We start from the raw sequence: 13,986 nt of genomic DNA, 5'->3' as shown, positions 1-13,986 counted from the left end.
AGAACAAGTTGCTTGGGATGTTTCTCGCCTGAGAAAACGAAATAGTGATCAGAAAGTCAGGATTTTATCGGCATCTAGTGTCCACTGCGCTAAATCAACTAAAGTTCCTAATTCTGCACCATCAACAAGTGGTAAATCACTGATACCACGGGTGTCTGTACAGGTTTTACATAACTTAACAGGCACATTTTGCGCTGTTAAAATTTCCAGCATTTGCTGTAAGTTGTAGCCTTCTTTAGGTTGTTGACGAGCTAAAGCCCCAGTCACAGCATCAGACATTAAAAAAATATTTAATTGAGTTTCTGGATGCTGTTCTTTTAATGTAATCGATAAACGCAGTGCGTTAAATAATGATTCATTGCCATAAGCTGCACCATTAGCAATAACTAACACCTTACTCATGAATGTCTTCCTTTTGTTTAAAAATAAATTAAGAGGTCGCAGATATTCTCATATTTGCACTGTGCTTTATCATATCAATAAAGCTATCAACCAAATATTGACTTTCATCTTTGATAGAAAAACTTTCTGGTGAAAATAACCAATTTTCGGCAAGACCTGTCATCATGGCTCTTAACATAATGGCGGCTCTTCTTAAATTAAGGTCCGTAGGAAGCTGTTTTTTTTCAATACAACGAGATAAAGACTGTTCTATTCTAGAGTGATCCGCTGCACACAATTCTCTGCGAATTTCAACAATTGGTGTCATTTCACCGACAAATTCGCATTTATGGAAATATATTTCTAAAAGTGCATTATGTTTGGGATCTTCGACAATTGATGTCAATATGTAAATAAGCAATTCTCTTAATACAAATAGTGGATCATCTGGGTATTTTGATTGATACTCTATTTCTAAAGATTCTATTTTTAAGTCGGTGAGTTCGCACGCTTCAGTAAATAAATCCACTTTATTTTTAAAGTGCCAATATATTGCGCCACGGGTAACACCTGCCGCGGCTGCAATATCTGAAAGTGATGTGGCAGAAACGCCTTGCACAGTAAACAGCCTAAGTGCAGCATCAATAATCTGCTGTTTTGTTTCTTGTGCCTGCCGTTTAGTTTTTCGTGCCATTAATCCTCGATTTTGACTGAAGTTAATTTACATACATTCATGTATGTTTGTACTATACATCGCAATCAATCATCAACTTAATTATTTTTATCCCGGGAAACAACGTTTGAATAGAGGTTTTCTTATGCGAAAAAACAGAGGGGTTTTGCCTCTGGCTCTGTTAGTGCTATCAGGCAGCTTGGTTCTTGCTGGATGTGACGACAAAGCTAAACAGTCTGCTGGAGGTCCACCTCCTGCACCCGCTGTAGGTGTTGTGACGTTAGGAGCGCAAGCTCTGACAATCACTACTGATTTACCAGGTCGTACATCAGCCTTCCGTATTGCTGAGGTTCGCCCTCAAGTTAGCGGCATTATTTTAAAGCGTAACTATACAGAAGGTAGCTATGTAGAAGCAGGTACATCACTGTATCAAATCGACCCAGCTCTTTTTGACGCAACGTTAAATAGTGCGCAAGCTGAATTATCAAAAGCGAAAGCAAATGCTGAAATTGCTCGCCTCACTGTAGAGCGTTATAAACCGCTACTAGGTACAAATTACGTCAGTAAACAAGATTTTGATGCCGCAACATCACAATATGCACAAGCGGCTGCCGCAGTTAAAGCAGCAGAAGCAGCAGTGACAAGCGCAAAAATCAATCTTGAATACACCAAAGTAACATCACCAATTTCAGGTCGTTCAGGCAAATCAACCGTAACTGAAGGCGCTTTAGTCGCCCAAGGTCAACAAGTTGCACTGACAACAATTCAGCAAATCGATCCGATTTATGTCGATGTGACACAATCGAGCGAAGATTATCTGAAATTAAAAAATGAAATTGAAAGCGGCATTATTCGTCAAGAACAAGGTAAACCTGTTGTTCATTTAACACTGACGAATGGGCAAGCTTACGCACAGAAAGGGCATTTAGAATTTTCTGATGTGACTGTTGATGAAACAACAGGCTCAATTACAATGCGCGCTATCGTACCTAACCCGAATGGGGAATTACTACCAGGTATGTTTGTTCGTACTAAGTTAGAGAATGGTATTCGTCAAAATGCAGTTTTGATCCCACAACAAGCCGTTATTCGTACAGCGCGTGGTGAAGCGACAACAATGGTTGTAAATAAAGACAATGTTGTTGAAGTTCGTACCATTGAAGTGTCACAAGCTGTTGGTAATAAATGGCTCGTTAATAGTGGTGTTCAGGCTGGTGAGCGCGTTATCGTTTCTGGATTGCAAAAAGCAAAACCAAAAATGACAGTAACGGCTCAAGAAGAGAATTTAGATGCGAAGCCATCACCTGAACAAACTGAGCCAGCTAAGAATCCTCAATAAGGAGTCGGTGATCCATGCCTAAGTTTTTTATAGATAGACCGATATTTGCGTGGGTAATTGCGATAATTACCATGCTCGCAGGTCTTCTGGCACTCATCAAACTGCCTGTTGCCCAGTATCCAACGATTGCACCGCCAGCGATTTCTATCTCTGCGGTTTATCCTGGTGCTGACGCCACCACTGTGCAGAATACTGTTACCCAAGTTATCGAACAGAATATGAATGGTATCGATAACATGGTGTATATGTCTGCGACCAGTGACTCAGCTGGTATGATGAATATCACTCTGACCTTTGAAGCAGGTACTGATCCTGATATCGCGCAAGTACAGGTGCAGAATAAACTGCAACTTGCCATGCCGTTATTACCTCAGGAAGTGCAACAACAAGGGATTAGTGTTGATAAATCCTCAAGTTCATTCTTGATGGTTGCGGGTTTCATCTCAAATGACGGCTCAATGTCACAAGATGATATCGCAGACTATGTGGGTGCAACGATTAAAGACCCATTAAGCCGTGTAACCGGCGTGGGTGAAACCCAGTTATTTGGTACTCAATACGCGATGCGTATTTGGTTAGACCCAGATAAACTGGTGAAATACAACATGACCACACTTGATGTTATCGGTGCGATTAGAGCACAGAATAACCAAGTGGCCGCAGGTCAATTAGGGGGTACACCTCCCGTTCCTGGCCAGCGTTTAAACGTATCTATTATTGCTCAAACTCGACTCAATACCGCAGAGCAATTTGGCGATATCCTGATGAAGGTTAACACCGACGGTTCACAGGTTAAGCTAAAAGATCTTGGTATAGTTGAAATGGGTGCTGAAAGCTACAGCACTATTGCTCGCTTTAATGGCCTACCCGCTTCTGGTATTGGTATTAAATTAGCAACAGGTGCTAACGCATTAGATACAGCAACCGCGGTACGTGCAGCATTGGCTGAAATGGAGCCATTCTTCCCTGCGGGATTAGAAGTTGTTTATCCTTACGATACAACGCCATTCGTTAAGATCTCTATTTTCGAAGTGGTAAAAACGCTGATTGAAGCAATTATGCTGGTATTCGTAGTAATGTATCTGTTCTTACAGAACTTCCGTGCTACGTTAATCCCAACAATTGCAGTACCCGTTGTATTGTTAGGAACCTTCGCCATACTTTCGGCGTTTGGTTATTCGATAAATACCTTAACGATGTTCGCGATGGTACTTGCCATCGGGCTTCTGGTGGATGATGCCATCGTTGTGGTAGAAAACGTCGAGCGTGTTATGCAAGAAGAAGGCTTATCGCCTAAAGAAGCAACACGTAAATCCATGGGACAAATCCAAAGTGCGCTAGTCGGTATCGCCCTAGTACTTTCTGCGGTATTTATTCCAATGGCATTCTTTGGTGGTTCAACAGGTGCAATCTATCGCCAGTTCTCTATCACCATCGTATCAGCAATGGTTCTGTCTGTTTTCGTTGCGTTGATTTTAACACCAGCACTTTGTGCAACGATGTTAAAACCTGTACCGAAAGGCAGTCACGGTGTGCAAACAGGTTTCTTTGGTTGGTTTAACCGTACCTTTGAAAAGAGTAGCCACCACTATACTGACAGTGTATCCCGTACTCTTCGTGGTACAGGTCGTTACTTACTAATTTACGTTTTATTAGTCGCAGGTATGGCGTTAATGTTTATTCGCTTACCAGCATCGTTCTTACCTGAAGAAGACCAAGGTGTATTACTGACAATGGTTCAGTTGCCTGCGGGTTCAACACAAGAACAAACACAAGACGTACTAGAAAGAGTAAACGACTACTTCAATACTGATGAGAAAGAACTCGTTAAATCGGTCTTTACCGTAAGTGGCTTCGGCTTCGGTGGTCAAGGCCAAAATATGGGTCTGGTCTTCGTTGTATTGAATGATTGGGATGAACGAAAAGCAGATGAAGACAAAGTTCCCGCAATTGTAGGACGTGCCAATAAGGCATTATCCCAAATTAAGGAAGCCTTTGTTTACTCATTTAACATTCCAGCGATTGTTGAGTTAGGCTCTGCGGGTGGTTTCGAATTCGAGTTAGTGGATAAAGCTAACCTCGGTCACGAAAAACTCATGGAAGCTCGAAATCAATTACTAGGAATGGCAGCGCAACAGCCTCAAATGTTAACGGGTGTGCGTCCTAATGGTCAGGAAGATACTTCACAGTATCGTCTGTATATCGACCTAGAAAAAGCACAAGCTCAAGGTGTTGCAATCAGTGATATCTATTCAACATTAGGTACGATGTTTGGTGGTAGCTATGTAAACGACTTTATCGACCGTGGTCGTGTTAAGAAAGTTTACGTTCAAGCTGAATCACAATACCGTATGTTGCCACAAGATATCGGTAATCTTTATGTTCGTAACAATGTCGGTCAGATGGTTCCATTCTCATCGTTCATTGATACAAGTAAAGATCCTTGGTTATACGGCTCTCCTCGTTTAGAGCGTTATAACGGTTTACCAGCAGTTCAAATTCAAGGTAGTGCAACACCAGGCCAAAGTAGTGGTGATGCAATGCTTATGATGGAAGATCTCGCAAGTAAACTACCAAGCGGTATCGGTTATGAATGGACAGGAATGTCATATCAAGAACGTTTATCTGGTAACCAAGCGCCTGCGCTGTATACCATTTCCTTGATAGTTGTATTCCTTTGTCTTGCTGCTCTTTATGAGAGCTGGTCAGTACCATTCTCCGTTATGTTAGTCGTTCCACTGGGTGTTATTGGTGCTCTTGCATTAACATCAATAAGAGGTCTTGAAAACGACGTTTACTTTAAGGTTGGGCTCTTAACAACCATTGGGTTATCGGCGAAAAACGCAATCTTGATTGTTGAATTCGCCAAAGACTTGATGGAGAAAGAAGGTAAAGGACTCATAGAAGCAACGTTAGACTCTGTTAGAATGCGTCTACGTCCAATTCTAATGACTTCACTTGCCTTTATGTTAGGGGTTATTCCTCTAGTATTAAGTAACGGTGCAGGTTCTGGTGCTCAGAACTCAGTAGGTACAGGTGTATTCGGTGGTATGATTGCCGCAACCTCTCTTGCTATCTACTTTGTTCCTATTTTCTTCGTCGTGATCCGTAGACGATTTGCGAAGAAAAATGAAGATTTAGAGCATCCAAATCATTCACACTAATTTGAATGAATTTGAGTAGTAATGCCAAAAAGGTCGCGAAAGCGACCTTTTTCTTTATCTATTGATGCAATATCTATTGATACACTGTTTTAAATGAAAACTTATCTCATTATATTATTTTTAGAAAATATCTCTTTAATCAATAAATTCATTTTATTTTTTTTCTTATATATGACTTTTTGTCAAAATTAAGCAGTTCTGTTATTTATAAATAACAACGATAATTATGCCTCATTTACACGCTTAAACATTTAAAATATAATAAAAACAAATAAAATCACCAAGTTAAGAGAAATGCTCTTTAATCGGGGTTTCTTGATTTTTACGAAAATAGACAAAATTCTGTTGTTCAGATAGTGACTTATGCAATAATAGTGCTATATTAAGCAAAGAAATACTTATTGTATAAGTTTTAAACTCATTCGTGTGCAATTGAGTGTTTAGTGTTGTCTTTCGATATGCTATTACTTTGTTAGAAATAATAAATATAATTATTAAACTCTTTTAGCATACGAGTAAATATAAACACTCATTTTCAAGTTTATGTTTTTTATTAATCCATTAATGAATTATGTGATGTATACCGTTAATAAGTTCAACTTTAAGTATTTATCATTATTAATGAATATTTTCTATTAATTCAATTACGATATGTTATGGACGAATATTCACCAGAAAAAGTAGATTTAGCCGAATTGTCGTTTTTGTGCGAAGAGCTATTACAGCAAGCTTTAGGCTCATTAGATAAAGGAAGCACAATTTGGCACAACGATCTGAGTAGCACAAAAAGCGTTGACCTTAATGTTCTAATTGAACACATTATGGACTTTAGTTGGAAATTTAAGATTAAACACCCAGATAAACATGTAATTAATACGCTTATAGAAGAGTACCTTGAAGAGACTTATCGTTTATTTGGTAATACATCAATTTCTTACTCAGATATCAATAATTGGAAAGAGTTAAACCAGTCACTTTTAGCTCTCATTGCCAAAAACCCAAAAAGTTATATTAAGTAATTTTAATTATCTATAGTTTTATTTTAATAATAGAGAAAAGACAACATGACTAAGACAGACTATCTAATGCGTTTAAGAAAATGTACTTCAATCGAAACATTAGAACGTGTGATTGAAAAAAACAAATATGAACTCTCTGATGATGAACTGGAGCTGTTTTATTCAGCAGCAGACCACCGTTTAGCAGAACTCACAATGAATAAGTTATATGATAAAATTCCAGCGTCTGTTTGGAAATTTGTAAGATAATCTAATTCTATTTAATTGCCTTAGTTTTATTTTTGCTATTTTTATTTTTTATAGTAGTAGGGTTATTAGTTCTTAATTTAGATATCGTTTTATTCACGTTTTCTTATCAGTAGAATGATTACACACCATCATGCCGTTGACTTATTACGGCATGACTGCACTGCTTTACTCAAATATTCCTTTCATTTATAAATACGACCGTAAATTTTCCAATAATAAATTGATACATTAAGCATACTATTTTCTATTCAATAATATTGACTCTTAAATCCAAAGAAAACAGCGCTCAAAAAACACGTATGGAGAGTAAAAATATAAGGGGAAATAACAATCTTAGAAGATAATAATTATGAAAGATTAGATATTATGAAAGGCTAAAAATTGGGTGGGGCCTTGCCAGCGACATCCCGGCACACACGACACCTGCCATGGCTGCTTCCTTCCGGACCTGACCGAGTTAACAAGTTAGCGTTGCGGGAGAACCAACAAGACCCCATAGATTGTCTTATTGCTAAGACGTCACGCATTATGTTTTAAACTGATCCAAATAGCAAGGAAAGTGAGCCTAAGTGATGATTAATTACCCAAATCTACACTCGCTGATTATTCAATTGCTTTTAACGCTCTTTTTGCCTCCCATAAATTCATCAGAGAGTATTCAATAAGTGGATAAATCATAATCTCATCAACTCTGTTTATTTATCATTAAATTGCTATCTAAGATAAAAAGGGAGATTATTTTTTATCTTCTTAGGATTGTATATAATCAACTTTATAAAAAATAACCAGATCTAATGATACAGGTACACTATGAGTCAAGCATTGAAAGATCTCATCAATTTGATGGCACTTGAAAAAATAGAAGAAGGTCTATTTAGAGGTCAAAGCGAAGATCTAGGATTACCTCAAGTTTTTGGTGGGCAAGTTGTAGGACAAGCACTATACGCTGCAAAACAGACTATTGCAGATAACCGCTATATCAACTCATTTCATAGCTACTTTTTACGTCCTGGTGATAGCCATAAGCCTATTGTTTATGATGTGGAATTTATCCGTGATGGCGGTTCATTTAGTACTCGTAGAGTCAGCGCTATTCAGCATGGTAAACCTATTTTTTATATGACCGTTTCTTTTCAAGAATTTGAAGAAGGTTTTGAACATCAAGATATAATGCCTGATGTTCCTTTTCCAAATGAACTTATCTCACAACATGAGATTTTAAAGAAATTAGCACCCAAATTACCCGAGCCGATTAAATCTTTAGCACTACGAGAAACACCTTTTGAAGCGCGTCCAGTGCAATATTTTAGCCCTTTTGGCTACTCTAAAGCGCCTGCTGAACGCTATGTTTGGTATCGTAGTCGTGGTGAAATGCCATCAGATCCTTTCTTGCATCAATACTTGCTTGGTTATGTTTCTGATTTTGATTTTTTACCAACCGCTCTCCAACCTTATGGCTTAGGTTTTATGGATACAAGTCTGCAGGTCGCTACGATTGACCATTCTATGTGGTTTCATCGCCCATTCCGTGTAGATGATTGGTTACTTTATGTAATTGAAAGCCCTTCAGCATCAGGCGGTAGAGGATTTGTGAGAGGTAAATTCTTTAATACAAATGGTCAACTAGTAGCCTCTTCTGTTCAAGAAGGGGTTATTCGCCAAAAACGTACTAAACATTCAAAATAATATCTTGGCATATTCCCCCCTCAAACGAGGGGGAATAGACAATTATTGTTGATAAGCTCTTTCACCATGAGTTGTTAAATCTAATCCATCATGCTCTTCCTCTTCTGAAACACGTAAACCCACCAGCTTATCAGCGATTTTAAAACTTATATAAGCGACAACACCAGACCAAATCACGGTGATCACAACACTCATTAATTGAATTAAAACTTGTTTACTGAGTGTCATACCATCGCTATATCCCACTCCACCTAAGAATGAAGCCGTAAACACCCCGGTTAATAAGCAACCTGCAATACCACAAGTACCGTGGATACCGAAAACATCACAAACATCATCCGCTTTTAGCCAGCGCTTTAAAACAACAACGCCCCAAAGCCCGATAATGCCCCCCATTACACCGATAAATAAAGCCCCCATCACTCCGACCGTGCCAGCAGCAGGTGTAATCGCCACTAATCCAGCAATACAACCAGAACAACTCCCTAGCATGGAAGGTTTTCCTCTGGTGATCCATTCTGATGCCGTCCAAGAAAGTACAGCGCCTGCGGTTGCAATTACTGTATTTAGAAATGCTAAAGCCGCAATCGCATTTGCACTACCAGCAGAGCCTGCATTAAAACCAAACCAACCAATATAAAGTACCGCGGTGCCTGTGAAGACCATTGGTAAATTATGAGGTTTAAGCGCTGTATGCTGACTATCACGTCGCTTACCAAGTAAGTAAGCACCAACAAGAGCCGCAATAGCCGCATTAATATGCACGACAGTTCCCCCTGCAAAATCTAATGCACCATCATCGATTAACCAACCACCTTCTCCCCATACCATATGCGCAATAGGGATATAAGAAAACGTAAACCAAATAACCGTGAAAATAAGCAGTGCGGAAAAACGGACTCGCTCGCCTAATGCACCAACAATCAATGCAACAGTGATAACAGCAAAAGATCCTTGAAAAGCAATATGTACATACTGATTAATTGAACCAGAGAGTGAATCTAGTGATACGTTATTCAAAAAAGTAAGTGACCACCCACCCCAAATTTTATTACCTGCGGTAAATGCCAGACTGTAGCCAAATATAACCCAAAAAATAACTACAACACTGAAGATCATCATCACTTGCGTGATCAAAGAAAGTACGTTTTTCCCTCTTAATAAGCCGCCATAGAACAGAGCAATACCAGGTATAGTCATAAAAAAGACCAAAGCAGTACATATCAACATAAAACCGTTATCAGCTTTATCAACAATCACTGTTTCAGTCGCAAATACAGATGAAGAAAAGTGTGTAAGCACTAACATTAATAACAAAGAAAGTAAGCGTTTCATCGAATATCTCCTTTAAAGTGCTTCATCACCAGACTCGCCAGTACGAATACGGACTGCCTGCAATAATTCCAAAACAAAAATTTTTCCATCTCCTACCTTCCCTGTATCAGTCGCTTGCATAATCACTTGCATAACTGACTCAAGTTGCTCATCGCAAATAGCGAGTTCTATTTTTACTTTGGGGAGAAAATTAACTTCGTATTCTGCGCCTCTATAAAGCTCTGCATGCCCTTTTTGTCGTCCATAACCTTTGACTTCACTGATTGTCATTCCCTTTATACCTAACTCAGAAAGCGACTCTCTTACCTCTTCTAATTTAAATGGCTTAATAATGGCGATGATATATTTCATATAAACCTCGTCGATATTTGAAAGAACCAAGCAAATATAGAAAAGCAAAAGGCATGCCATTATTTAATCAATTGATATTTAAATAGAAATTTAATTATTGAAATAGTTAAAATGAAAAAACTCACCGAGTTGGTGCAAAAATACGGCTGCTATTTTGATAAAAGCGAGATAATGAGGAAATAAAAAAAGACACATACATAAAGATGATGTGCCCTCTAAAATTATATTTTTTATTTAAGGTTATTATTCTACTTCAACAGGTTCTTGTTCTTGTAAAGACTCTCTGACTTGCTGTAATTGATACATATTATAATATCGACCTTTTTGTGAAAGTAACTTAGCATGATCACCCTGTTCAACAATTGCACCACGATGAAGCACCACAATCTCATTGGCTTCAATAATAGTGGAAAGTCGATGAGCAATAACAATCAGTGTTGTTTTTTCCCTAACTACTTTTAACGCCTTCTGTATGGCTTGTTCTGTTCCTGAATCAATATTTGCTGTTGCCTCGTCCAAAATAAGAATACGAGGAGGTATTAATAATACACGCGCCAATGCAAGTAATTGTTTTTGTCCAGCGGATAAGCGGCTACCTTGCTCACCGAGTTCTGTTTGTAGTCCTTCAGGTAAGGCTTTAGCCCATTGATCAAGTTGAACTGTTTCTAATACCTGCCATAAATGTGACTCATCACATTCACGCCCTAACGTAATGTTGTCATGCAGTGAACCTGATAATAAAACGGGATCTTGCTGCACCATTGCAATACCACTGCGTAATGCAGTATGAGAATAGTCCTCTAAAGGTTGCCCATCTAAATGGATATTTCCTTTTTGCCAAGGGTAATTTCCCATTAATAAACTTGCTAGAGTGCTTTTGCCACTCCCTGTATGCCCAACGAATGCGACAAAATGACGAGCAGGAATAGTTAAATTGATATCTTTTAATACCCATTGCTCATCACGATACGCAAACCAAAGAGAGTTAACATCGATATTACCTTGAGTGATGGAATGTGATGATGAACCGTAGTGCTGTAAAGGCGCATCCATCAGTTCAAAAACACGCTCACCAGAGACTACCGCCTGTTGCAAAATCGATTGCTGAGATGTCAATGTGATCAAGGGTTCATTTAATCGACCTAAATAACTAATAAACGCATAAATAACCCCAACACCAATAACTGCACTGCCCTGATACCCAAACAACATTAATAAGCCACACAGAACCAACGCAGAGAGCATACTTAATAAAGGACGTAATAACAGACCATCCAGTTTTAACGCTTTCATACGTGCTTGGTAATGTTGCCAACTGTCATCTGACATTCTTTCACCAAATCGAGCTTGCTGCCTAAATTGCTGAATAACTGACATGCCATTGATAACTTCGTGGAAACCATCATTTATATTGGCTAAAAAGTGGCGCACATTGCGAACTATTGGCGTGCTTAGTCGCTGATAAAGCATCATCACACCTATCACCGCAGGAAATATCATCATTGCAACAAGCGCCATTTGCCATTCTAATAAAAACATAGCTATCAGCATTACAACCACTAAAGCAATTGCTCGGAATAATGTCGGCAAAACGTTCACGAACAAATCTTTAATCGTCTCTGTATCATTTGTTACACGAGAAATTAACTGCCCCACAGGCTGATTATCAAAAGCACTTAATGGCTGTTTTAGAGCCGCACTCATTACATCAGTACGTAATTGTTGTACAACCCCAACAGCGGCATGATTAAACACAATGGCCTGATAATAGTGAAGTGTAGCGGCGATCACCTGCAAAAGAATAAAAGCCAATGCTAGACCTAATGATGACATTAATTCCACATTATTCGTGGCAACTTTTGCATCAATAAAATAGCCAACAATTAATGGTCCCCCCACTTCTGCAACGGCGGCTACCCACAACATAATGACACCCCATGCCATTGATTTTCGGTAGGTTTTACCATAAGTCAAAAGACGCTTTAATGTAGGCAATAGCGCTTTAACGGATTTATTTTTATTCATCGTCATCCAGCGCGGCCTCTAATTGCTGATAATGGTACATATCTTGATACCAACCTGGTATTGAAATTAATTGCTGATGTGTACCTTGCTCTATAATCTCACCTTGTTTTAAGACTAAGATATTCGTAGCACCAACTAATGCAGATAAGCGATGAGCGCTGATAATTAATGTTCTATCTTTTCGCCATTGTGACAAATTTTGTAGGATTTGATATTCAGTTTGTCCATCAACAGCAGATAATGCGTCATCTAATAATAAAATTTCGGCATCCAATAATAGTGCTCGGGCAATAGAAATACGCTGTTTTTGTCCACCAGATAACATCACACCTTTTTCACCTACCTGTGTTTGATACCCTTCAGGTAAGCGTAAAATATCCTCGTGAATATTTGCCAATTTCGCAACAGACTCTATTTCTTCTTTTGTCGCATCAGGACGACCTAAGGCAATATTTCCCGCGATGGTGTCTGAAAATAAGAAGGGGGTTTGATTAACAACAGCCAATCGTGCTCGCCATTCATCTAGTTTCAATTGATAAATAGGAACTGATTGAAAACAAATTTCACCTTCAGTGACATCGTAAAGTCGTTGAATGGCACTAAGTAATGTACTTTTACCACTTCCTGTCACACCACAAATACCTAGCATTTCACCCGGTGATAATGTGAAATGAATGTTTTTCAGTGTTTGTGTCGTTTGTTCGGGATATTGGAAATGTTTGATATTAACAGATAAGACTCCTCGACCTTGCTTTGGTGATAATTCACCATCAACCATATCGAGTTTTTCATCCAATAAACTATTAATTCGACTATAAGCAGCACTGCCACGCTCAACAATATTGAACATCCATGCTAAAGCCAGCATTGGCCAGATCATTTGCCCCAAATACATCACAAAGCTGGTTAATTCACCCAATGTCATTCTGCCATTAATAACAAAATAGCTGCCACCAGCAACAGCGAGTAAATTAGCAAAACCAATAGCCATAAAAATAGTAGGATCAAATAGCGCATCAATTCTTGCAACGCGCATATTTTGTCGTCCAGTTTCTTTTGCCACATCATCAAAACGGGAGGCATGCTGTTGCTCTAGTCCGAATGATTTGATCATACGAATACTACTCAAGCTTTCTTGTGCTTGATTATTAAGTGAAGAGAAAAGTGCCTGTGCGGTTTTAAAGCGACTATGTAATTTATCGCCATATCGCTTAATCAAAATTGCCATGATTGGCATAGGTAATAATGAAATCAGCGTCAGTTCCCAACTTAACTGAATACTCATCATGACAAGCACAGCAAGCCCCATAACCATAGAGTCCACTAAGGTCAGTACACCTTCACCCGCAGCAAAAACCACTTTATCAACATCATTGGTGGTACGTGCAATTAAATCGCCTGTGCGATAACGATGATAAAATGAAGAAGATTGTTGATTAAGTTGTTGATAAATTTGCATCCGCAGTTTTATTGCTAATTGATAAGATGCACCAAATAACCAAAGACGCCAAAAATAACGTAAAAGATAAACCGCGAGGGCAATTAATACCATCACGCCAATCCAGTTGATCACTTGGCTAAACGTCAGACTATGGTTATCGACACCATCCACAATGATCCCAACAATCTTTGGAGGGATCACCTGTAATACTGCGATAACCATCAATAAGAAAATGGCACCTACATAACGACGCCATTCACTGAGAAAATACCAACTGAGCTGTGAAAATAGAGCCACGCCTTAAATCCTAAGGTTATACAAAA

At 38.8% G+C, this 13,986-nt stretch carries 11 protein-coding genes and 1 other RNA gene; 5 read left to right on the top strand and 7 right to left on the bottom strand.

The window, feature by feature from the left end:
* Positions 1 to 48: 48 nt before the first annotated feature.
* Both JEP71_RS07500 and acrR read right to left on the bottom strand, forming a co-directional pair.
* Entirely contained in the window at positions 49 to 402 is a 354-nt protein-coding gene (locus tag JEP71_RS07500) for a DsrE/DsrF/TusD sulfur relay family protein (RefSeq protein WP_072069368.1), read from the bottom strand.
* A 28-nt stretch (positions 403 to 430) separates the two neighbouring features.
* On the bottom strand, positions 431 to 1,075 hold the full coding sequence (gene acrR / locus JEP71_RS07495; RefSeq protein WP_109371675.1) for a multidrug efflux transporter transcriptional repressor AcrR: 645 nt from the start codon (positions 1,073 to 1,075) through the stop codon (positions 431 to 433).
* Between the two features lie 124 nt (positions 1,076 to 1,199).
* Between acrR and JEP71_RS07490 the strand changes: the two genes are divergently transcribed.
* From JEP71_RS07490 to JEP71_RS07475, 4 genes are all read left to right on the top strand, one after another.
* The gene (locus tag JEP71_RS07490; RefSeq protein WP_198626025.1) at positions 1,200 to 2,393 is read left to right on the top strand and encodes an efflux RND transporter periplasmic adaptor subunit; all 1,194 of its coding nucleotides are present in this window, start codon (positions 1,200 to 1,202) and stop codon (positions 2,391 to 2,393) included.
* 14 nt (positions 2,394 to 2,407) lie between these two features.
* Positions 2,408 to 5,557, top strand: coding sequence for an efflux RND transporter permease subunit (locus JEP71_RS07485; RefSeq protein ID WP_198619366.1), 3,150 nt, complete (start codon positions 2,408 to 2,410; stop codon positions 5,555 to 5,557).
* A 656-nt stretch (positions 5,558 to 6,213) separates the two neighbouring features.
* On the top strand, positions 6,214 to 6,576 hold the full coding sequence (gene tomB, locus JEP71_RS07480; RefSeq protein ID WP_198619365.1) for an Hha toxicity modulator TomB: 363 nt from the start codon (positions 6,214 to 6,216) through the stop codon (positions 6,574 to 6,576).
* A gap of 45 nt (positions 6,577 to 6,621) precedes the next feature.
* The gene (locus JEP71_RS07475; protein WP_006535062.1) at positions 6,622 to 6,825 is read left to right on the top strand and encodes an HHA domain-containing protein; all 204 of its coding nucleotides are present in this window, start codon (positions 6,622 to 6,624) and stop codon (positions 6,823 to 6,825) included.
* Between the two features lie 391 nt (positions 6,826 to 7,216).
* Here the strand turns inward: JEP71_RS07475 and ffs are convergent.
* Positions 7,217 to 7,313: signal recognition particle sRNA small type (gene ffs, locus JEP71_RS07470), an RNA gene on the bottom strand.
* Positions 7,314 to 7,635: 322 nt separating this feature from the next.
* Here ffs and tesB point away from each other — a divergent pair.
* Positions 7,636 to 8,511, top strand: coding sequence for an acyl-CoA thioesterase II (gene tesB, locus JEP71_RS07465; protein WP_100159258.1), 876 nt, complete (start codon positions 7,636 to 7,638; stop codon positions 8,509 to 8,511).
* A gap of 42 nt (positions 8,512 to 8,553) precedes the next feature.
* On the opposite strand, the gene amtB is transcribed toward tesB, so the two are convergent.
* The 4 genes from amtB to JEP71_RS07445 form a co-directional block, all read right to left on the bottom strand.
* A complete protein-coding gene (amtB, locus tag JEP71_RS07460; RefSeq protein WP_198626023.1) occupies positions 8,554 to 9,846 on the bottom strand; it encodes an ammonium transporter AmtB in 1,293 nt (430 codons plus the stop codon).
* Positions 9,847 to 9,858: 12 nt separating this feature from the next.
* On the bottom strand, positions 9,859 to 10,197 hold the full coding sequence (gene glnK / locus JEP71_RS07455) for a P-II family nitrogen regulator (protein WP_198626021.1): 339 nt from the start codon (positions 10,195 to 10,197) through the stop codon (positions 9,859 to 9,861).
* 243 nt (positions 10,198 to 10,440) lie between these two features.
* Positions 10,441 to 12,228, bottom strand: a complete 1,788-nt coding sequence (locus tag JEP71_RS07450) for a SmdB family multidrug efflux ABC transporter permease/ATP-binding protein (protein WP_269812633.1) — start codon at positions 12,226 to 12,228, stop codon at positions 10,441 to 10,443.
* Positions 12,215 to 13,960 (bottom strand): SmdA family multidrug ABC transporter permease/ATP-binding protein, encoded by a 1,746-nt coding sequence (locus JEP71_RS07445; protein WP_198626019.1) that lies wholly within the window; start codon positions 13,958 to 13,960, stop codon positions 12,215 to 12,217. The genes JEP71_RS07450 and JEP71_RS07445 overlap by 14 nt, the downstream gene beginning before the upstream one ends.
* Positions 13,961 to 13,986: the final 26 nt, after the last annotated feature.

The organism is Proteus sp. PR00224 (genome assembly GCF_016238105.1).
Classification (GTDB): domain Bacteria; phylum Pseudomonadota; class Gammaproteobacteria; order Enterobacterales; family Enterobacteriaceae; genus Proteus.
This window is presented reverse-complemented; position numbering and strand designations above follow the sequence as displayed.